This window comes from Achromobacter sp. D10, from assembly GCF_035282245.1.
In the GTDB taxonomy this organism is placed as follows: Bacteria; Pseudomonadota; Gammaproteobacteria; order Burkholderiales; family Burkholderiaceae_B; genus Achromobacter; species Achromobacter insolitus.
This window is the reverse complement of sequence record NZ_JAYJLE010000007.1, coordinates 66,033-87,474: the sequence shown is the minus strand read 5'-3', so window position 1 is coordinate 87,474 and position 21,442 is coordinate 66,033. Positions and strand designations below refer to the sequence as shown.

Sequence of the window (21,442 nt, the reverse complement as noted above, 5' to 3'; positions counted from 1 at the left end):
TTCAAATCACCAAAATTCTGGGAAATTATCGGTTTGAACAAGGCTTGAAAATTCTTGGCATGGTTTGTGCATGGAAGGGCGTATCGGGTTGTTTCCACGCCTGAGTCTTCCAACAACAGGAGTACGCCATGCAAACCCATTCCGAAGCGCGCAGCCTGCAGCGCATCCTGACTGCCACCGTAATGGCCACCGCCCTGGTGAGCGCCTTGGCCGCTTGCGGCGGCGGTGGCGGCGGAAAGAAAACCGCCGGCCTGCCGGGCACGGACATTCCTACGAACCCTGGCGGCGGCGGCCTCGATCCTGGCGGCGGCCTCAACCCTGGTGGCGGCACCAATCCTGGTGGCGGCACCAATCCTGGCGGCGGCACCAATCCTGGCGGCGGCACCAATCCCGGTGGCGGTACCAATCCCGGTGGCGGCACCAATCCCGGTGGCGGCACCGATCCGGGAACCCCGCCGCGCGTGGTCGGCCTGCTCGAAACAACGCTGGGCAATACCGGCGCGGCAGTGGACAACACCCTGCCCCTGAACCTCGACTCGACACTGGGCGGCGTGGGCAAGGCGCTGGACCCCACGATCAAGCCGGTAGCCGATACGGTGGTTGGCCTGACGCAGCAGATCGGCGCCACCACGGGATTGGGACAACCCACCGACGGCGTCGTCAAGCAGGTGGGCGGCCTGGTCAGCGACCTGGGCACCTCGGTCAAGGGCTCGGGCTTGCCAGGAGGATTGGGCGCAGGCGTGGGCGGCCTGGTGGATGGCCTGGGCAAAACGGTCGCCAGCACGGGCGGCCTGCTGCACGCGGACGCCAACAACCCTAATCCCCTGACAACCGTGCTCGGCAATGCGACCGGTGCCGTGGGCGCCTTGACCGGTGCATTGTCGGGCCAGGGCGGACTCTTGCAGCCCATTACCCAGCTAGTCGGCGGTGTGACCGGAGGCGCACTGAGCGGTCCCACCACGCCGCTGCTCGAACCCGCGCTGGGCAACGTCGGCAAGACAGTGGACAACGTACTGCCGCTGGGCCTGCAACCCGTGCTCGCGGGCGTGGGTGGCGCGCTGGATCCCACCGCGAGTCCGCTGGCCGGCAAGGTCACGGGCCTGACACAACAAGTGGGCGATACCACCAAACTGGGCGCGCCCGTCGCTGGCCTGTTGAGCAGCCTGGGCGGCACGGTCACCAATCTGGGCGGCGCGTTGCCGGGCGGCACGCCGGGCTTGAACGGCGTGCTGCAGGGCCTGGGCGGCGCCGTCGCCAGCGCGGGCGGCCTGCTGCATGCCACGCCGGGCAACACCAATCCCCTGGGCTCGACGCTGGCCAATGCCACCGGTGCGGTTGCCTCGTTGACGGGCGGCCTGGGCCTGGGCGGCGTGACCGGCGGTTTGACCGGCGGCGGCAACGGCGCGGGCGGCCTGCTGGCCCCGGTGACGGGCCTGCTCGGAGGCGTGACCGGCGCAGTGGGGGGCTCGACCGGCGGCAACAGCGGCGCGGGCGGTTTGTTGGCGCCGGTTACGGGGCTCTTGGGCGGCGTGACCGGCGCCGTAGGAGGCACGGCGGGCGGCGCAGCGGGCGGCGGATTGCTGGGCGGACTGGTAGGCGGGGTGAGTGTCGCCGCCAACGCTTCGGCGGGCGGAGCTGCCGGCGGATCCGCCGGTGCGCCTGCCAGCTCGGGGGGATCGGGGGCAGGCGCTGCGGCCAATGGCGGCCTGCTCGGCGGGCTGCTGGGCGGCGTGACCGGCAGCCTGACAGGCGGCGCGGCCGCGGGCGGCTCTGCCGGTGGAACCGCGAACGGCGGACTGCTGGGCGGATTGCTTGGCGGGCTGGCCGGCAAGAAGTGATCCCTCTCAACCGCCAGGAACCTACATCATGCTGCAACAACAGACCTACTTTCACCACGAGCATGTGACCGGCATGGCTGAATCATCAGGAAGCGAGCGGCGATCCGGCATGCTGGACGACATCGTCCTGCTGCTGGGCCGGCAGTTCGCCGCCTACAACGCGGCATGCCAGTCGGCCCTGGCGGAAAAGCTGGGCATCCCCCTGGCGGACCTGAAGGCGCTGGAACTGGTGATGGAGTTCGATGCCCTGCCCACGGGGCATCTGGCCCAGTTGATGGGCATCAGCTCGGGCGGCGCAACGGCATTGATCAACCGGCTGGAAGCGGCTGGCTATGTCCAGCGAGGCCGTCATCCACTGGATCGCAGAATGATCGTGATCCGGCCGGTGGAGGAGCAGTGCCAACAGCTGGCGCAGGAACGGCAGTGGATCGCCGAGGCCATTGCGACCACCGCGCGCGGCTATGACACCGCTGAGCTGGAAATGGTGCACACCTTCCTGACGCGCAGCGGCCGCAATGTGAAGCGCGACACGCTGGCCTGGCTGGAAACGGGCGGCGCGCATCACGCCGTGTAGACCGGCAGCGGGGCCCCGCCCCCGCTGCCGCATCAGGCCGTTTCGGACGGTCCGAAGTGCAGGCGCGGCACCGCGGCCAGCAGCCTGCGAGTCATGTCCTGCCGCGGCGCATGCAGCACCGCGTCGGCCGGCCCCAACTCGACGATGCGCCCGCCGTCCATGACGGCGATGCGGTCGGCCAGGTACTCGACTACGCCGAAGTTGTGCGTAATGAACAGATAGGCGATGCCCAGTTCGAGCTGCAGCTCGCGCAGCAGGTCGAGGATCTGCGCCTGCACGGAGACGTCCAGCGCCGACGTGGGCTCATCGCAGATCAGCACTTTCGGCTCGACCGCCAGCGCCCGGGCGATCGCAATCCGCTGGCGCTGGCCGCCCGAGAATTCGTGGGGATAGCGCGCCAGCGTATTGGCGGGCAGGCCCACGCGCTCGATCAGCCCCGCGGCGTGCGCACGGCGCGCATCTTTGTCCATGCCCCTGCGCAGGGACGCAAGCCCTTCATCCAGGATATCTCCCACGCGCATGCGCGGGTCCAGCGACGCATAGGGGTCCTGGAAAACGATCTGGATGTCCTGCCTCAGGCGTTGCAGCGTGCGCCGGTCCGCCGACAGCACGTCCTGGCCCCGCAGCATCGCGCGGCCGGAAATGCGCGCGCCGTCGATCAGCCGCAGCAGCGCCTTGCCGGTGGTGGTCTTGCCGCAGCCGGATTCGCCGAGCAGCGCCAGGGTTTCGCCCGCCCTCAGGGAGAAGGTCACGCCATCCACCGCCTTGACCCATGACGCGATGCGGCGCAGCGGTCCCTTGCGCACGGGGTAATGGACCTTCAGGTCCTGCACGTCCAGCACCATCTCCGCATTGCGCGCCCGCGGGGCCGCGGCCTGCAGGTCTGCGTCGCGGGCCATGGCCTCGCGACCGCTTTCCGTGAGCGGAGTACCGCGTTTTTCGAACGTGGGAATCGCCTCGAACAGCTGCCGCGCATAGGGATGCTTGGGCGCGCGGAAGAACGCTTCGGCAGCGGCGCTTTCCACGATCTCGCCACCGCGCATCAGGGCCACGTGGTGGGCCACGTTCTTCACCACCGCTAGATCGTGAGTGATCAGCAGCACAGCCATGCCCATTTCCCGCTGAATGTCAGCCAGCAGGTCCAGCACCTGCGCTTGCACGGTGACGTCCAGCGCCGTGGTCGGCTCGTCCGCGATGAGCAGCAAGGGCTCGGCCGCCAGCGCGATGGCAATCATGACGCGCTGCTTCTGTCCGCCCGAGAACTGGAAGGGATAGTCGTCGATGCGCCGTTCGGGCTCGGGAATGCCCACTCGCCGCAGCCAGTCCACGGCCCGGGCGCGCGCGGCGGCGCCGCGCAGGGGCGTATGGGCGACCAGGGTCTCGATGATCTGGTCGCCCACCCGCATGACCGGATTCAGGCTGGTGGAGGGTTCCTGGAAGATGATGCCGATGCGCCCGCCCCGCACGCCGCGCATGGCGCTTTCGGGCAGGCGGTTGAGGTCCTCTCCGTCCAGGTCTATCTGCCCGCCCACGATACGTCCGGCATCGGGCAGCAACCGCAACAGCGCCAACGCCGTCATGCTCTTGCCGCAGCCCGATTCGCCGACCAGCGCGAAGGTCTGTCGCCGCGAAATCGCCAACTGCAAACGCTTGACCGCATGGGTCATGCCGCTTTCGCCGGCGATGTCCACGTCCAGGCCGTGCACCTCAAGCAAGGAAGGCTGGCTCATGGCGCATCTCCAGGACGGGACGAGCGGGTGTCCGTGGCCAGCGCCGTACGGGGGCCGCGGCCAAACAGGCCCAGGCGGGCCATGCGGCCGGGCTTGTAGCGGCGAGTACGCGGATCAAAGGCGTCGCGCACCGCATCGGCAAACAGATTGGCCGCCAGCACCAGCGCCAGCATGAAGAGAAAGGCGGTCATTAGGTTCCACCAGATCATGGGATCGCGGGACATCTCCAGCCGCGCGCCGTCGATCATGGAACCGAAAGAATTCATGCTGGGATCCACGCCTATGCCCAGATAGGACAGCACCGCCTCGTACAGGACCAGGCCAGAGAACTCGAGCACCACGGTGATCAGGACCAGGTGAGCCACGTTGGGCAGCAGATGGCGGGTCATGATGCGCCAGTGCGATACGCCAAACGCGCGAGCGGCCTGCACGTATTCCAGCTCGCGCAGCTTGAGGGTTTCGGCGCGCAACAGGCGGCACAGGCCAGCCCAGCCGGTGAAGCCCAGGATCATGCAGAGCAGGAACAGCCGCAGGTCGGCGCGCGCGGCCGAGGTGTCGAACAGGTCTGCGTGGTTGTCTATGTAGACCTGCATCATCAGCGCGCAGGCAGCCACCAGCAGCACCCCCGGGATCGAGGTAATGGTGGTGTAGAGATACTGGATGCCGTCGTCGACCTTGCCCTTGAAATAGCCGGCGGCAATGCCGAACACAATGGCCGGGGGCAGCATCGCGATGGTGGTGAGGCTGCCAATGACGAGCGCCGTGCGGATACTCTTGAGCGCCTGCCACAGCACATCGTTGCCGATGCGGTCGGTGCCCAGCGCGTGATAGCCGCTGGACAGCCCAACCAGCGCCCCGGTCACCAGGCATAGCAACGTGAAAGTGACGGCCATGGCGCGCCAGGGCACTTCCGAGAGCCCGCCCTGCGCATCCTCGGCCTGCGCCCGCGCGCCGCGCCGCCTGGCCAGGCCGGCATAGGCCAGCCCGATCACGACGGCCGCGACGGCCAGCCCCGCTGCCAGCCCCAGCCCGAGCCGTTTGGCCACATCGCCCAGGTAGTCGCGGTCAGGGTCGTCCAGGTGCACGCCCGCGCCCCGCAGCCGGGGAAAGTCGCGCACCGGCTTGTCGTTGACGAGCATGGTTTCCTTGGTGAACTGGCGCACCGCCAAGGGTTCGGAATAGGTTTTTTCGGGGGTGGTCAGCACGGTGCCGGCCAGCAAGCCGTCCAGCGCGGAACGCACCGCGGGCGCGTAGGCAGGAGGTGCGTCGGCGGCGGCGCCCGGGGCCGGCGGCAGCAGCGGCCGATAATGCACCGAGTCCAGCAGGCCAATCGTCACGAACGCGGCAAGAATCACTGCCGAGCACATGGCAGGCGTGTCGCGGGCCACCCGCGCCCACGTCGCGCGCAGGTTCGGGCTGCGGCGCACGTGCCAGGCATAGGCCAGCGCGCCCAGGGTCATGAGCCATAGCGCGATATCGGTCCAGAGGAAGACGAACTTGGGCATGGCGGCTACTCGAATCTGACGCGGGGGTCGGCCAGCGTGTAGGAAATGTCGGCCAGGATCAGCCCCACGATGTAGAGGGCGGCCCCGAGGAACACCATGGCGCGCACGATGGAGAAATCCTGCGCGTTGATCGCGTCGATGGTGTAGCTGCCCAACCCCGGAATGCCGAAGAAGGACTCTGCGATCAGGCTGCCCATGAACAGCAGCGGCAAGGCGGCCACCGTGCTGGTCAGTATGGGCAGCATCGCGTTTCGCAGCACGTGCCGGAACAGCACGACGCGTTCGGCCAGCCCCTTGGAGCGCGCAGTGCGCACATAGTCCTTGCCAATCTCCTCCAGGAACAGGGTGCGGTAGAAGCGCGCTTCCGGCCCCAGCCGCGAGACGATCGCGACAAGCACCGGCAGCGCCAGGAACTTGACCACGTCCAGCCCGCCCGAAAAACCCGAGAACGGCACCAGGCGCAGCAGCTTGGCGAATACCCATTGGCCGGCAATGATGTAGAACAGGCTGGAAATGGACAGCAGCAGCACGCAGACCACCACGCCCCAGAAGTCGAGGCGCGTCGCCCGGAAATACACCAGCGTCAGGGAAAAGACGATGCTGACGAACAGCCCCAGGAAAAAGGTCGGCACCGCCAGGGCCAGGCTGGGGCCCATGCGCGTCTTGATCTCGCGTCCGATGTCGCGCCCGCCATCGGACGCGCCGAAGTCCATGACAAGCAGAGGCACCGAGCGCTGGTAGAACACCGTGTCGGTCAGTTGGGCCGCGCCTTCGGCTTTGGCGTTGAAGAACAAGGGCTTGTCGTAGCCCCGCTCGGCCTTCCACTTTTCTACCGCGTCCTGGTTGACGCGCTGCCCGCCGATCGCCAGCCGCGCCATATCGTCGGGCGTATTCACCGCGAAGAACAGGATGAAGGTGAAGAGATTCACGCCGATCAGGATCAGCACGCCGTAAAGCAACCGGCGGATCACGTAGCCGATCATGATTGATGCTCCTTGCCCTGGGACGGCACGAAGGCCGTCTGGCGCTCGCGCCGCTTCAGCGCCACATAGGAAGGCCATATCGCCAGCGCCAGCAACAGCGCAAACAGGCCTATCGGCCACCACTTCGGGTAGTTCCACTCGTCGATCTTCTGCTGCCGCAGGACCGGGTCGATCTTCAGGTACTGCAGCGTGTTGCGGACCATCTGGGTCGGCTTGGCATTGCCGACCCATTGCTGGTAGGCACCGCCCGACATCGGGAAGTAGCCGAACATCCAGGGCGCATCGCGCTGCACGATGGCGACCATTCGCGCGATGAGCTGTTCTTTTTCTGGGCCATCGTCCAGGAACTTCATTTGCTCGAAGAGGCGGTCGTACTCGGGGCTGGCATAGTTGGCCGCATTCTCGCCGCCGCCCTTGGCCTTGGCATTGGGGCCATAAAGCAGGAACAGGAAGTTCTCGGCATCGGGATAGTCGGCGTTCCAACCCCACAGGAAGATCTGCGCGGACCCGCGCATCATCTTGTCCTGGAAGCGGTTGTAGTCGGTGGCGCGCACGTCCAGTTGCACCCCGATCTTGGCCAGCTGGCGCCGCATCCAGTCGAACTGCGGATTGGAGCCGCCCCCCACCATCGAGTCGTAGTAGAGCACCAGCGGCGCGCCCGTCTTGGCGTTGCGGCCGTCGGGGTAGCCGGCCTCGGCCAGCAGGCGGCGGGCCACGTCCACGGACTTGCGCACCGGCTTGCCGTCCACCAGGTCATAGACGACCGGGTTCACGCCTTCGGGGGGTTCACGATAGCCAAGCACGCCGGGCGGCACCGGACCATAAGCCACCGAGGCCTGGCTGTTCTCGAATACCGCGACGTACTCTTCCCAGTCGAAGGCGATGCTGATGGCCTGGCGCAGTTTGCGGTTCTTTTCCTCCTGCTCCGGCGTATCGCCCTTGCCCACCACGGGGTCCAGCCAGTTGAAACCCATGTACCAGTTGGCGGTCTCGACCGTGGTCGGCAGTTTGATGCCGTGCTCGCGATACTGGCGCGCCTTGTCCTGGCTGTCGCCCGCGGCGACCAGCATGGCCACCCCGTACTCGCCGCGCTCGATCTGGGGCACGTCGTAATAGCCCTGCATGAACTTGCCGACCAGCGGTATGGCTTCCTTTTCGACGCTGAACTCCGCGCGGTCGATGAAGGGCGTGGGCTTGCCGCAGTCAGCCAGGAGGCCCGCAGCCGCGTCGCCCGGCTCGCCTTCGCAGGGATAGGGTTCGCCGTGGAAGTTGGGATTGCGGCCCAGCACATGACGCCGGTTCTGCAGCGACTCCACCAGCATGTAGGGCCCGGTGCCCACCGGCCAGGTATTGAATGACAGGTCGTGCGCCGCCATGCCCGGCTGGCTGTAGAAGCGATCGGCCTCCCAGGGAATAGGCGCGGTGAAGGTCATGGCCAGCCAGTACTTGAACTGCGGGTACTTGCCGTTGACGCGGATGCGCAGCGTGTGCGGGTCCAGCGCCTGCACCCCGGTAAAGCCGTCGGGTTCGCGCAGGTCCAGCCACGGAGGCGTGCCGGCGCCGCCCGGCATGTCGCTGCGCAGCGCCTGGTCGCGCTGGCGCAGACGCTCCGCGTACTCTTTCAGGCCGGCCACATGCTCAATCATGAGACCGGAGATCGGCGACACGACACGCGGACTGACCAGGCGCCGGAACGCATAGACATAGTCGTCCGCGGTCAGCTCGCGCGTGCCGGTGCGCGGGAAATCGGGGATGTAGAACTTGTCGTCCAGCTCCCCCGGCGCCAGCGGGAAGTAGTCGTAGCTGCCATCCGTCTTGCGCGCGAAAGCCGGATGCGGCGCATAACGCGCGCCGGGCCGGATCTTGATGTCGTAGATGCTTTGCGCGATCCGCTCGCCGGGCGTGTCGGCGGGCAGCGTGTTGCCCTGCGCATCCAGGTAGACGGGCGGGTCGATGGCCGCGGCCGCGCGCGGCACCAGCTCGTAGGGCCGCTTCAGGTAGTGGTAGCCGTACAGCGTCTCATAGATGTTGTACGTATAAGGGGTCTCGTCGCCAGAATAAGAGCTGGCCGGATCCAGGTACTTCGGGGACCGTTTGACGAAGGCGGAAAACAGCGTGTTCTGGCTTTCGGCGCCGGACGCGTAGGGGCTGTTGATGGGGCTTTCTTGCGAGCAGCCCGCCATCGCCAGCGACAGCAGCATGGCCGCCGCCCAGAGCCGCTTCAATCCGCGCATGGAAACCTTCCCTTCAAATCGTTGCGACAGAGGATAGCAAACCCCGGCGCCGGCCCATACCCAGGCATCCCCCAGGGCCGGCAGCGTTCACGTGCGGGCTCAACCGCACTGGCGCTGCCGCCAGCAGTCATAGCGCCACTTCCAGGGTTGCATGGCGCCAGGCTGCGCCCACAGGCCGCGCCCGGCCGCCTTGGCCTGGCGCTGAAGGTCCGGCATGGCCTTGTCGCGCAGATAGTCGCCCTGGCGCGCCGTGTACGCCCAGGCGTAACCGGCCTCCACCTGCAGGCGATTGGCCGAGCGGCCGTCGTCCAGGATCAGGGCGCAGACTTCCCGTCCGTACTGGTCCTTTTCGTAGCATTGCGCGGTGAGCGTCTTGCCCGCGACCAGGCCGGCCAGGTTCTTGCGCGCCGCCTCGGCATAAGGCTGGCCGGGCTGCTCGGACCCATGACCCTCTTCGGGCGCGTCGATGCTGTCCATGCGGATGCGATGCTGGCCGTCCGGTGCGCGCAGGGTCACGGTATCGCCGTCAGCGACATTCACGATCATGCCCGTCAGGGTGTAGCTGCCCTGGGGCACGCCGCCCGCCAGCACCGCGCCCGGCCTGTCCTGGGTCGAGGAGGTCGGCCGTTCGGCCCGGTCCTGCCCCTCCCTACCCGAGGGCTGCAACCAATTGACGATGGCGCCCGCCGCCGCAAGGATCAAGGCGACAATCAGAGCGGTCAGCTTGCTGCCGCCGCGAAAGGGAGATTTGCCACGCACCAGCCGGGCTCCAGATAGGAAAACGCAGGCAGTTTGCCATAAAGGTGGTGGTGGCGGTCGTGCTGAAAGCAGCCCTGGTCTACAGCCAGCCCGACTTGCGGAAACGCCAATACAGGACCGAACAGACCGACGCGATGACGCCCAGCGTGACCGGGTAGCCCCAGGGCGACTTCAGCTCGGGCATGAATTCGAAGTTCATGCCGTAAATGCCCGCGATGGCCGTGGGCACCGCCAGGATGGCGGCCCAGGAGGCCAGCTTGCGGGTAGTGTCGTTCTGCGCGGCCTGGCCTATCATCAGGCTGGCTTCAAAGGCGAAGGCCAGGGATTCGCGCAGCGAGTTGAAGAGTTCGTCCACGCGCAGCACGCGGTCGGCGACCTCGCCGAAGTACGGGCGAGCGTGCTCGTCCACCGCCGACATCTCGACGCGAGCCAGGCGGCGGCAGATCTCCGCCAGCGGCGACACGACGGTGTGGATGCGCAGCAGGTCACGGCGCTGCCGGTACAGCCTGCGGATATCGGAGTCCTTGGCGCCGCGGATCAGCAGCTTCTGTTCGGCGCCTTCGACCACGGTTTCGATCTTGCCCGCCGCCGCGACATAACGGTCCACCAGCCAATCCAGCAATTCGGACGCGACGTAATCGCTGCCCCGCTTGAGCAGGTCGGGCGAAGCCTCCAGCCGTTCGCGCAAGGGGCTGTGGCCCGCGGTCGCGCCGCGCCGCACCGTGACCAGGAAACCGTCGCCGATAAGGAACTGGGTCTCGCCGAAGATGGGACGCTCGGCCTCGACCTCCACCGTAATGGCCACGATGAGGATCATGTTGCCGTAGTCGATGATCTTCGGCCGCCGGTGGGTTTCCAGCATCTCTTCCTGGTTCTTGTCGCAGGCGCCGAGTTCGCTGGCAACCTTGGCCAGCACTTCCGGGCGCGGATTGCGCAGGCCGATCCACAGCATGCCGTGGTCCTGGCTGACGTACTGGGCGACTTCGTCGATGGGGACCTCGCGGTCCCGCCGTCCGTTCACGTAGGCGATCGATGCGACGACTTCGGTCTTCGAGCCGTCGGCCGCATGTTCTTCAGTAGACATACACACCCTTGGTCAATGCGATCCCTGCCGGACAGCTTATATATATCGGCCGATGATAGCCCAGCCTACGAGAACAGGTTGCGCACCCGCTTGGCGACGTCCACGGCGGGCGCCTGCGGTTCCTTGGGCGCGGCGCGCCCGGCCGGCAAATCGGGCAGCTTGGGCAAGTGATCAAACAGTGGCAGCATGGCGTTCGTGATGTAGCGCGTGCGCGATCCATAAACGTGCCGGTCGCCCATGCCGGTCTGCTGGTGCACATAGAAGCGCTGCGGCACGATGAGCTGCAGGCGCTCTTTGGCCCGCGTCATCGCCACGTAGAGCAGGCGGCGCTCTTCTTCGATTTCCTCGGCCGTGCCGGTACTCATGTCGGAAGGGATACAGCCGTCCACCACGTTCAGCACATAGACCGCCTTCCATTCCTGGCCCTTGGCGGAATGGATGGTGGACAGGATCATGTAGTCCTCGTCGCGATGCGGCGCGCCGGACTCGTCGCTGGTGGCATCGGGCGGATCGAGCGTCAGTTCGGTCAGGAAGCGTTCACGCGTGCCGTAGCCCGCGGCGATGCGCGCCAGCTGGTCCAGGTCAGCGCGCCGCACGCGCGCATCGTCGTACAGGCGTTCCAGCTGCGCCCCATACCAGCGCAGGGCCAGGTCCACGTCGGCCGGCCATTTCTGAGCGGGATCGCACAGCGCCGCGTAGGTGTCGGCAAAAGCGCCCCACTCCGCCTGGGCCGCGGAACCCGGTTTGAACTCGCGCAGCGCGCGCAGGGGCTCGGCGGACGCGGACATCGCGTCCATCAGCTTGCCCGCAGTGGCCGGGCCGATGCCGGGCAGCAGCTGAGCCACACGAAATCCCGCCATGCGGCCGCGCGGGTTTTCCGCCCAGCGCAATATCGACAGCAGGTCCTTCACGTGCGCGGCCTCCAGGAAGCGCAAGCCGCCGAATTTCACGAAGGGAATATTGCGGCGAGTCAGCTCCAGTTCCAGCGCGGCGCTGTGGCTGGCGGTGCGGAACAGCGCCGCCTGCGACTTGAGCGTGGCGCCGCCCTCGCGCTGCGCCAGCACCTGGTCGGCCACCCAGCGGGCCTGGCCGGCTTCGTCGCTGACCGTCACCAGTTCGGGCAGCTGGGACGATTGCCGGTCGGTCCACAGGTCCTTGGCGTAGCGTTCCGTGGCCAGGCCTATCACGGCGTTGGACGCGTTCAGGATGGGCTGCGTGGAGCGGTAGTTGCGGTCCAGCGTAATCACGCGGGCGGGCGTGGGAAATTGCCCCGGGAAGTCCAGGATGTTGCGCACCGTGGCCGCGCGGAACGAATAGATGGACTGGGCGTCGTCGCCCACTACCGTCAGGCCGCGGCCGTCCGGCTTCATGGCCAGCAGGATCGCGGACTGCAGGCGATTGGTGTCCTGGTATTCGTCCACCAGCACGTGGTCGAAACGCGCGCCCACGTCGGCCGCGATGCCTGGCTCTCCCATCATCTCGGCCCAGTAAAGCAGCAGGTCGTCGTAGTCCAGCACCTGCTGGTCCTGTTTGGCCGCGACGTAGGCGCGGAACAGGTTCTTGAGTTCGTCCTCCCATTGGGCGCACCAGGGAAAGGATGTCTTCAGGACGTCGGCCACCGGGGTCTGGCTGTTGACCACGCGCGAATAGATGGCCAGGCAAGTGCCTTTGAGGGGAAAGCGGGACTTGGTGGACGACAGGCCCAACTCGTGGCGCACCATCCCCATCAGGTCCTCGGCGTCGCCCCGGTCATGGATGGTGAAGGCCTCGGACAGGCCGATGCGTTGCGCGCAGTCGCGCAACAGCCGCGCGCCGATGGCGTGGAAGGTGCCCGCCCATGGCAGCGAGGGGGCCTGTTGCGTCGCGCGCAGATTCATCACCCGCTGCAGCACCGAGCCCACGCGCCGCTCCATTTCCAGCGCGGCGCGGCGCGAGAAGGTCAAGAGCAGCATGCGCTGCGGATCCGCGCCGTTCAGGATCAGGTGCGCGACCCGGTGGGCCAGCGTATTGGTCTTGCCCGAACCCGCCCCCGCAATTACGAGCAAGGGGCCATCGTCTCCAGGCGCGCCCGCCACACCGAACTCGGCGGCTTCGCGTTGGGCGGGGTTGAGATCGGCCAGGGGATCGGGGCGGTCGGCGGCGGACGGGGATGGCGGATTGGTTTGGTCGGACATGAAGCGGGGCCGCATTGCCGCGGCCTCTGGAAATTGGAGGGTGAGCGTTGCCCGGCCCTCGATCGGCACTGTATATTTATACAGAAATTTTTCAATTCCGTCTGATTTGCCCTCGGCCATGCGCCTACTGACCGGCACCGCCTCCTGGACCGATCCCACCCTCCTGGCCTGCGGCCGCTTCTATCCCCCGGATGTCCGCAGCGCCGAGGCCAGGCTGCGCTTTTATGCATCGCGCTTTCCCATGGCCGAGGTGGATTCCAGCTACTACGCCATGCCCACGGCGGAAAATGCCTACCTTTGGTCGCTGCGCACGCCGGACGATTTCATCTTCAATATCAAGGCCTTCCGGCTGTTCACCGGCCATCAGACGCCGCTTTCCGCCCTGCCCGCGGACATCCGGCGCGAACTGCCTGGCTGGCCCGAACCCGTCATCTACCACGACCGGATGCCGGCGGACCTGCGCGACGAACTCTGGCGCCGCTACCAGCTTGCGCTGGAGCCGCTGCGCATGTCGGACAAGCTGGGCGCGGTGCATTTCCAGTTTCCGCCCTGGATCCGGCGCGACGCGCGAGGCCGGGCCCGGGTCGCCGATTGCGCGCGGCGCATGGAGGAACACCTGGTGTCGGTGGAGTTCCGCCACCGCAGCTGGTTCGATTCGCCCGCCGCCACCGCGGATACCCTGGCCTTGGAACGCGACCTGGGGCTGGCGCATACGGTGGTCGACAGCCCGCAGGGGTTTGACAATTCAGTGCCCGCCATATGGGCATGCACCCACCCGGAACTGACGCTGCTGCGCCTGCACGGACGCAACGCCGCCACCTGGAACGTATCCGGCGGCGCATCCTCGGGACGCTTCCAATACGAATACTCCGAACAGGAACTGGCCGAACTCGCCGAGCGCTTCTCTCGCCTGGCGGCCCAAAGCGCCCAGGCCCACGCGGTGTTCAACACCAACTTCGAAGACCAGGGCGTGCGCAACGCCGCGGCCTTCGCGGCCGCGCTAGCGCCCGCCTGAAGCGGCGAGGGGCTGCGCCGCGGCAGGTGCGCGCGCCACTTCGGCCAGGCTTTCCAGCAGCACCTCGAACTTGCGCGCGATATCGTGCTCGGGCACGCAGGCGTAGCCCAGCAGCAGGCCCGGCCGCCGGCCTTCGTCATTGACGTAATAGCGCGACAGCGCGCGCGTCAACACGCCCTTGCCGCGCGCCACGTCCACCACGCGCAGGTCATCCATGTCCGGGGGCAGCGTCAGCACCAGGTGCAGCCCCGCCATGCTGGCGTCGCGATGCAGCCAATCGGGTCCCAGCCGCCGTTCGATCAGGTTGACGAGCATGGCGCGGCGACGCCCGTACAGCATGCGCATGCGGCGGATGTGGGCCGCGTAATGGCCTTCCGAGATGAACGTGGCCAGGGCGGCGTGCGTCATCAGATGGCCTTCGCGGTAGAGCTCCGCGTGCGCCGCCTGGAACGCGGCGGTGAGGGTCTTGGGCAGCACCAGGTACCCCACGCGCAGGCCCGGGTACAGGGTCTTGCTGAACGTGCCCATGTAGATCACGGGAGCATCCGGTTCCAGCCCCAGGAGCGACGCGATGGGCCGGCCCGAGAAGCGGAACTCGCTGTCGTAGTCGTCTTCGATGATCCAGCTGCCGCTCTGCCGCGCCACCGCCAGCAGTTGGCGCCGGCGCGTCAGCGACATGACCGGGCCCAGCGGATACTGATGCGATGGCGTGACGAAGATAAAGCGCGGCGGCGTGCCCACCGTGTCCGGCAGGCGCATGCCTTCCTCGTCCACCGGCAGGTGCACCGTGCGCAGGCCGTTGGCCTGCAGAATGGTGCGCGCGCCCCAGTAGCCGGGGTCCTCGACCCAGGCGGTCTCGCCAGCCTCGCCCAGGATGCGGGTGGTCAGGTCGATGGCCTGGTGCGAGCCTTCGGTAATGATGATCTGCTCGGGATCGCAATCGATCGAACGGGTCAACGCCAGATGCTGCGCCAGCGCCTCGCGCAAAGCCGGCAGTCCGCCGCCATAGGCGTAGGTCAGCAGGTCGGGCGAGGGATTGCGCCACAGGCTGCTGACGATGCGGCCGAACTTTTTATGCGGAAACTCCGTCAGATCGGGCACGCCGGGCATGAACGCGCCCCACTGGTAGGGCGAGGCCGACACGCCATCCACAATGGCCGCGCCGCGCGGCGACAGCGCCGCACGCGCTTGCGCCGGCGGCGGCAGGTGCTTGCGCCGGCCGCTGGCCAGGTAGGAATCCGGGACCGAGGCGTTGACGAAGGTACCGTTGCCCTGGCGGCTGCGGGTATAGCCCTCCGCCAGCAGCTGGCTGTAGACGTGGACCACGGTGTTGCGGGCGATGCCGAGCTCGGCCGCGAGATCGCGCGTGGCCGGCAGCCGCGAGTCCGCCGCGATGGCGCCGTCCAGGATGGCCTCCCGGATGCCGCGGTACAGCCGCTTGTTCATCGGCTCGCTGGAGCCGTCCGCCAGCCGCAGCTGCAGCAAGTCACCGACAATAGACCGCAATTGGTTCTACCCGATTTATAAAAGTGGTTCCCACAAATGGGGCCATCGTAGCATTAAATAAGGTTTTTGCCGCCGGGCCGCCCCAAGGTAAAAAGCGCCCCCAGGGGCAGCTAGCCAAAGGCGCGCCGTGGGGGTTTTTTCCCGCCTATCATGCTCTCCGAGGCTGAGATGAAGAATCAGGACCTGAATACCCGCCGTTCCCTGGCCACGCCCCGTGGCGTCGGCGTCATGTGCGACTTCTACGCGGTGCGCGCCGAAAACGCCACCCTGTGGGATGCCAATGGCAAGGAATACATCGATTTCGCAGGCGGCATCGCCGTCCTGAACACGGGCCACCTGCACCCGAAGGTCAAAGCCGCGGTTGCCGCGCAACTGGACAACTTCACGCACACGGCCTACCAGATCGTCCCGTACGAAGGCTATGTCTCGCTGGCCGAGCGCATCAACCGCCTGGCCCCCATCGACGGCCTGAAGAAGAGCGCCTTCTTCACCACCGGCGTGGAAGCCGTCGAAAACGCCATCAAGATCGCGCGTTCGGCCACCGGCCGCTCGGGCGTCATCGCCTTCTCGGGCTCGTTCCATGGCCGCACCATGCTGGGCATGGCCCTGACCGGCAAGGTCGCGCCGTACAAGCTGTCCTTCGGTCCGATGCCGGGCGACATCTATCACGTGCCGTTCCCCAACGCCACCCAATCCATCACCGTGGCGGACTCGCTCAAGGCGCTGGACCTGCTGTTCAAGTGCGACATCGATCCGAAGCGCGTCGCAGCCATCATCATCGAGCCCGTGCAAGGCGAAGGCGGCTTCAACATCACCCCGCCCGAACTGATGACCGCGCTGCGCAAGGTCTGCGACGAGCACGGCATCCTGCTGATCGCCGACGAAGTCCAGACCGGCTTCGGCCGCACCGGCAAGCTGTTCGCCATGGAACACCACTCGGTCCAGGCCGACCTGATCACCATGGCCAAGAGCCTGGGCGGCGGCTTCCCGATCTCGGGCGTGGTCGGCCGCGCCGAGATCATGGACGGCCCGGCCGCGGGCGGCCTGGGCGGCACCTACGCCGGCAACCCGCTGGCGGTAGCGGCGGCGCATGCCGTGCTGGACGTGATCGCCGAGGAAAAGCTGTGCGAACGCGCCGTGGTCCTGGGCGACAAGCTGCGCGCGCACCTGGAAGGCCTGCGCGCCAAGGTTCCGGGCATCGCCGACGTGCGCGGCCTGGGCTCCATGGTCGCGCTGGAGCTTAACGACGCAGCCACCGGCAAGCCGGATGCGGAAGCGGTCAAGCGCGTGCAAGCCCGCGCCATCGAAAAGGGCCTGATTTTGCTAAGCTGCGGTGTGTACGGCAACGTCCTGCGCTTCCTGTACCCCTTGACCATCCCCGACGCCCAGTTCGATCGCGCGCTGGCCATCCTGTCCGAGGCGCTCGCCGCCTGACGAACAGGGCCTGAACAACCGGTTCTTCGGCAGGCAGGCACAAGTTTTGCGGGCGTAGCGGGTTTCCGGCTTGATCATCAAGCCGTCTACCCGCCACGCCCGCAAGCCGTTTCCTGGCCGGCCGCAATCCATTCAAGGAGACTCCAACAATGACAGCACTGACCCAACCCCTGGCACGCCCCGATCTGCTGCGCGACGCCTGCTACATCGACGGCAAGTGGGTAGGCGCCGGCAGCGGCGCGTCCATTCCCGTGACCAACCCCTCCACCGGCAAGACCATCCTGTCGGTGCCGAAGCTGGGCCGCAAGGAAACCGAACAGGCCATCGCCAGCGCCGAGGCCGCCCTGCCCGCCTGGAGCGCCAAGACCGGCAAGGAACGCGCCGCGATCCTGCTGAAGTGGTCGCAGCTCATGATGCAGAACCAGAAGGATCTGGCCGCCATCATGACGTCCGAACAGGGCAAGCCCGTGACCGAGGCCGCTGGCGAAATCGCGTACGCCGCCTCGTTCCTGGAGTGGTTCGCCGAGGAAGCCAAGCGCATCGACGGCGACATCCTGCAAAGCCCCAAGGCGGGTCAACGGCTGATGGCGCTCAAGCAACCCATCGGCGTGACCGCCGCGATCACGCCGTGGAACTTTCCGGCCGCGATGATCACGCGCAAGGTCGGTCCCGCCCTGGCGGCCGGCTGCACCATGGTGGTCAAGCCCGCTCAGCAGACCCCGCTGACGGCGCTGGCGCTGGCCGTGCTGGCCGAGGAAGCCGGCGTGCCCGCAGGCGTCTTCCACGTCATCACCGGCAGCTCGCGCGATATCGGCGCGGCCCTGTGCGAAAGCGACGTGGTGCGCAAGCTGAGCTTCACCGGCTCCACCGAAGTCGGTCGCACGCTGATGGAGCAATGCGCGCCCACCATCAAGAAGCTGTCGCTGGAATTGGGCGGCAACGCGCCCTTCATCGTGTTCGACGACGCCGACCTGGACCGCGCCGTCGACGGCATCCTGGCATCCAAGTACCGCAATGCCGGCCAGACCTGCGTCTGCGCCAACCGCATCTACGTGCAGGCCGGCGTCTATGAAGAGATTGCCAAGCGCCTGGTTGCCAAGGTCGAAGCCATGAAGGTCGGCGATGGCTTTGCCGACGGCGTGACCCAGGGTCCGCTGATCGACAGCAGCGCGGTGGAAAAGGTGCAGGAACACATCGCCGACGCGACCTCGCACGGCGCCCGTGTCATCGCCGGCGGCAAGCCCCATGCGCTGGGCGGCACGTTCTTCGAGCCGACGGTGGTGCGCGACGTGACGCAGTCCATGCGTTTCGCGACCGAGGAAACCTTCGGCCCGGTGGCTCCGCTGTTCCGCTTCGAAACCGAAGAAGAAGTCATCGGCATGGCCAACGACACCATCTTCGGCCTGGCCGCCTACTTCTTCACTCGCGACTACGCCCGCATCTGGCGCGTGTCCGAAGCGCTGGAGTACGGCATTGTCGGCATCAACACCGGCATCATCTCCAACGAAGTCGGTCCGTTTGGCGGCGTCAAGCAATCCGGCCTGGGACGCGAAGGCTCTAAGTACGGCATCGAAGACTACCTGGAAATCAAGTACCTCTGCGTGGACCTGGGCGCCTGATCGCGCCAGATCGACGACACCCCGCTGGCCGGCCGCCAGCGGGGCCAGGCTGCGGCCTGCGCGGGTACCCCGGGCCGGCGATGTTGCATCCCGGCCCGCGCCAGGCATGGTAGATTTGCGCGTTCCCCGAACGAACGAGTCCGTATGAGCAGAACCTTTACCCGCGAGGACACCCGCCGGCTCGCCGCCATCCTGGCTGAAACGGCGCAAACGGAAGTCATGCCGCGCTTTCGCAATCTGCCGGAAGGCGCGGTGCGCGGCAAAAGCTCCGCGCGGGATCTCGTGACCGACGCGGACGAAGCGGCCGAGCGCCTGATCGCGGCCCGTCTGGCCAAACTGCACCCCGGCGCCGTCCTGATCGGCGAAGAAGCCTCGGCTCGCAATCCCGCCCTGCTGAACATGCTGGTCGACGCCGACCTGGCATTCCTGATCGACCCCATCGACGGTACCCGCAACTATGTGGCGGGCTTGCCTCTGTTCGGCATGATGATTGCCGCCTGCCATCGCGGCGACGTGATCGCAGGAGTCATCTACGATCCGGTCAGCCGCGACAGCGCGCTGGCCGTGCGCGGCGAAGGCGCCTGGATGGAATACGAAAACGGCAAGCAGACCCAACTGGCCGTGGCCAGCCCCGTGCCTCCCGAAGACATGGACGGCCTGATTTCGACCGGCGCGCTGCCCCAGCCGCTGCGCACCGCCGTCAACAGCAATCTGGCGCGCCTGGGAAGCACCGCCTCGCTGCGCTGCGCCGCGCACGAGTACCGCATGCTGGCTGCGGGGCACTGCCACGTCGCGCTATACAACCAACTGACCGCCTGGGACCATGCCGCCGGCTGGCTGCTGCACCGCGAGGCCGGCGGTTACGCCGCCCATTTCGATGGCTCCCCCTATAAGCCCACGCATCGCACTGGCGGACTGCTCTACGCGCCGGACGCGGGCAGCTGGCACGCCGCCCGCAAAGCCTTATTGGGGGACATGGCGGATACCCCCGAGGCTTGACAGAAGCCCCTAAAGAGAGGTCGAAATCTCGGGGTTATCCCTAGGAGTTATCCCCAGTTCCTGTGGACAACCCTATGGAAAGGTCTGTAACAGCGGAAAAAAACCTTTTCTGGGCAAGCACTTGCTTAGACCGGTCAAAAACCGGCCGCCCGCGGACGGCTTTACAGCGCGTCCAGCGCCACGGCACTAGGCAGTTCCACTTTCAGGGTCAGCATGCTGTCGGCCCGGGTGCGCCCCAGGTTGATGGCAGCTATCGGCATGCCGTTGCGCGCCGCCGCGGACACGAATCGGTAGCCCGAATACACCATTAACGAAGACCCCACCACCAGCACCGCGTCCGCGTTCATGAGGCCTGTGTTGGCCCTGTCCACGCGTTCGCGCGGCACGGTCTCGCCAAAAAAGACCACGTCCGGCTTGACGATGCCGTTGCAGCGCGGACAGGGAGGCACATTGAAGCTCGCGAAGTCCTCGCCCTCGAGATCGGCGTCGCCATCGGGCGCATCCGTGGCATCCAGCAGCGCCCAGTCCGGATTGGCCTCCAGCAAGGCTTCCTGCCAGGCCTGGCGGCCGCCGCGCCAGTCGCATGTCATGCAGCGCACCGCGTCCAGCCGGCCGTGCAAGTCCACGACCTCGCGGCTGCCGGCGGCTTCGTGCAGGCCATCGACGTTCTGGGTAACCAGTACCGAAACACGGCCGCGCGACTCCAGCCGTGCCAGCGCCCGGTGCGACGCATTGGGTTGCACGTGGCCGAAACGTCTCCAGCCCACCATGCTGCGCGCCCAATAGCGCGCCCGCGCCAGGTGTCCGCCCATGAAGGTCTGAAGGGTCATGGGCGGCTTGCGCTTCCATTCACCTTCGGTGTCGCGGTAATCGGGAATGCCGGAGTCGGTGCTGACGCCCGCTCCGGTGAGCACGAACAGCCGCGGGTGGCGGTCGACAAAGCCGCGCAGCGCGGCCAGATCAGAGACTCGTGTGTCCATCCAGGCTCCTAAGTGCCTGCCGCCACGCGGGCGCGCGGCGGCGCTGGCCGCAATCGCCGTTCAGCCGCCCAGCCCACAGTCGGGCATGTCGCTGACCAGGCTGGCCTGGGTCACGTTGCTGCCCGGCGGCACGCTGCGGGTCAGCCAGACGTTGCCGCCGATGGTCGAGCCCTTGCCAATGGTGACGCGGCCCAGAATCGTCGCGCCAGCGTAGATCACCACGTCGTCCTCGATCAAGGGGTGGCGCGCCAGGCCTTTCTTGAGTTCGCCGTTTTCACCCGGCGGGAAGCGCTTGGCGCCCAGGGTGACCATCTGATAGAGGCGCACACGGTCGCCGATGATGGCGGTCTCGCCGATCACGACGCCCGTGCCGTGGTCGATGAAGAAACTGCGGCCGATGGTGGCGCCCGGGTGGATGTCGATGCCCGTGTCCGCATGCGCGATCTCCGCCACGATGCGCGCCAGCATGGGCACGCCCAGGCGGTACAGCACATTGGCCAGGCGGTGATGGATCATGGCCGCCACGCCCGGATAGCACAGCAGCACTTCGTCCACGTTGTGCGCGGCCGGGTCGCCCTGGTAGGCGGCGGTCACGTCCAGGTCCAGCGCCGCGCGCACGCGGGGCAGTTCGGCGCCGAACTGGCGCACGATCTCGATCGCGCGCTGGCGCGTATCCGCGGGCGCAGCCTGTTCGGGCCGGCCCACGTATTGCAGTTCAAGACAGACCTGGTGCAGCAGCGCGTCGAGCGCCGCGCCGATGGTATGCCCGACGTAGAAGTCCTCGACCTCTTCGCGCAGGTCTATCGGCCCCAAGCGCATGGGGAACAGGGCGCCGCAGAGATCCTTGACGATCTGGCGCAGGCTTTCCTGCGAGGGGAACTCGCGCAGGCCGGCATCTTCGCGCAAACGGCCGCGCGGACCGCGCCAGGCCACGCGCGCTTCGCGCAGGCCGGACACGATGCTGTCCAGGTTCCAGTGAGCCGGCGCGCTGTAGGTCGGCCCGCTCAT

16 protein-coding genes are annotated in these 21,442 nt (G+C 67.1%); 6 read left to right on the top strand and 10 right to left on the bottom strand.

The annotated features are described in order from the left end of the window. The first annotated feature begins 128 nt into the window (after positions 1-128). Together VCS63_RS19660 and VCS63_RS19655 are read left to right on the top strand one after the other, a co-directional pair. Positions 129-1,838 (top strand): collagen-like triple helix repeat-containing protein, encoded by a 1,710-nt coding sequence (locus VCS63_RS19660; protein ID WP_323880793.1) that lies wholly within the window; start codon positions 129-131, stop codon positions 1,836-1,838. A 28-nt stretch (positions 1,839-1,866) separates the two neighbouring features. Then, positions 1,867-2,412: a MarR family winged helix-turn-helix transcriptional regulator gene (locus tag VCS63_RS19655; RefSeq protein WP_164793944.1), complete on the top strand. Its 546-nt coding sequence runs from the start codon at positions 1,867-1,869 to the stop codon at positions 2,410-2,412. A 32-nt stretch (positions 2,413-2,444) separates the two neighbouring features. Here the strand turns inward: VCS63_RS19655 and VCS63_RS19650 are convergent, their stop codons facing one another. From VCS63_RS19650 to VCS63_RS19620, 7 genes are all read right to left on the bottom strand, one after another. After that, positions 2,445-4,142, bottom strand: a complete 1,698-nt coding sequence (locus tag VCS63_RS19650) for an ABC transporter ATP-binding protein (protein WP_278488712.1) — start codon at positions 4,140-4,142, stop codon at positions 2,445-2,447. Further along, positions 4,139-5,647 carry an ABC transporter permease gene (locus VCS63_RS19645; RefSeq protein WP_076814655.1) on the bottom strand — a complete coding sequence of 503 codons (1,509 nt, stop codon included), beginning with the start codon at positions 5,645-5,647 and terminating at the stop codon, positions 4,139-4,141. The genes VCS63_RS19650 and VCS63_RS19645 overlap by 4 nt, the downstream gene beginning before the upstream one ends. Before the next feature lie 5 nt (positions 5,648-5,652). Further along, positions 5,653-6,630 (bottom strand): ABC transporter permease, encoded by a 978-nt coding sequence (locus VCS63_RS19640; RefSeq protein WP_042794417.1) that lies wholly within the window; start codon positions 6,628-6,630, stop codon positions 5,653-5,655. Then, complete coding sequence (locus tag VCS63_RS19635) at positions 6,627-8,864, bottom strand: ABC transporter substrate-binding protein (protein WP_063959779.1); 2,238 nt, start codon at positions 8,862-8,864, stop codon at positions 6,627-6,629. The genes VCS63_RS19640 and VCS63_RS19635 overlap by 4 nt, the downstream gene beginning before the upstream one ends. Positions 8,865-8,963: 99 nt before the next feature. Beyond that, the gene (locus VCS63_RS19630; protein ID WP_104653668.1) at positions 8,964-9,623 is read right to left on the bottom strand and encodes a thermonuclease family protein; all 660 of its coding nucleotides are present in this window, start codon (positions 9,621-9,623) and stop codon (positions 8,964-8,966) included. A gap of 79 nt (positions 9,624-9,702) precedes the next feature. Next, positions 9,703-10,707, bottom strand: coding sequence for a magnesium and cobalt transport protein CorA (locus VCS63_RS19625; RefSeq protein WP_042794419.1), 1,005 nt, complete (start codon positions 10,705-10,707; stop codon positions 9,703-9,705). A gap of 65 nt (positions 10,708-10,772) precedes the next feature. Further along, complete coding sequence (locus VCS63_RS19620; protein WP_042797216.1) at positions 10,773-12,881, bottom strand: ATP-dependent helicase; 2,109 nt, start codon at positions 12,879-12,881, stop codon at positions 10,773-10,775. A 118-nt stretch (positions 12,882-12,999) separates the two neighbouring features. Between VCS63_RS19620 and VCS63_RS19615 the strand changes: the two genes are divergently transcribed. Beyond that, on the top strand, positions 13,000-13,896 hold the full coding sequence (locus VCS63_RS19615; protein WP_313379589.1) for a DUF72 domain-containing protein: 897 nt from the start codon (positions 13,000-13,002) through the stop codon (positions 13,894-13,896). On the opposite strand, the gene VCS63_RS19610 is transcribed toward VCS63_RS19615, so the two are convergent. Beyond that, positions 13,882-15,402 carry a PLP-dependent aminotransferase family protein gene (locus tag VCS63_RS19610; protein WP_042794421.1) on the bottom strand — a complete coding sequence of 507 codons (1,521 nt, stop codon included), beginning with the start codon at positions 15,400-15,402 and terminating at the stop codon, positions 13,882-13,884. The genes VCS63_RS19615 and VCS63_RS19610 overlap by 15 nt on opposite strands. Before the next feature lie 168 nt (positions 15,403-15,570). Between VCS63_RS19610 and VCS63_RS19605 the strand changes: the two genes are divergently transcribed. The 3 genes from VCS63_RS19605 to VCS63_RS19595 all read left to right on the top strand — a co-directional run bounded on the left by VCS63_RS19605 (position 15,571) and on the right by VCS63_RS19595 (position 19,454). Continuing rightward, positions 15,571-16,836 (top strand): 4-aminobutyrate--2-oxoglutarate transaminase, encoded by a 1,266-nt coding sequence (locus VCS63_RS19605; RefSeq protein ID WP_063641289.1) that lies wholly within the window; start codon positions 15,571-15,573, stop codon positions 16,834-16,836. A 149-nt stretch (positions 16,837-16,985) separates the two neighbouring features. Continuing rightward, positions 16,986-18,455, top strand: coding sequence for an NAD-dependent succinate-semialdehyde dehydrogenase (locus tag VCS63_RS19600; protein ID WP_063641150.1), 1,470 nt, complete (start codon positions 16,986-16,988; stop codon positions 18,453-18,455). Between the two features lie 144 nt (positions 18,456-18,599). Then, on the top strand, positions 18,600-19,454 hold the full coding sequence (locus VCS63_RS19595; protein ID WP_063641149.1) for an inositol monophosphatase family protein: 855 nt from the start codon (positions 18,600-18,602) through the stop codon (positions 19,452-19,454). A 161-nt stretch (positions 19,455-19,615) separates the two neighbouring features. On the opposite strand, the gene VCS63_RS19590 is transcribed toward VCS63_RS19595, so the two are convergent. Together VCS63_RS19590 and epsC are read right to left on the bottom strand one after the other, a co-directional pair. After that, positions 19,616-20,434 carry an NAD-dependent protein deacetylase gene (locus VCS63_RS19590; RefSeq protein ID WP_042794424.1) on the bottom strand — a complete coding sequence of 273 codons (819 nt, stop codon included), beginning with the start codon at positions 20,432-20,434 and terminating at the stop codon, positions 19,616-19,618. 60 nt (positions 20,435-20,494) lie between these two features. Continuing rightward, positions 20,495-21,442 (bottom strand): serine O-acetyltransferase EpsC, encoded by a 948-nt coding sequence (gene epsC / locus VCS63_RS19585; RefSeq protein ID WP_042794426.1) that lies wholly within the window; start codon positions 21,440-21,442, stop codon positions 20,495-20,497.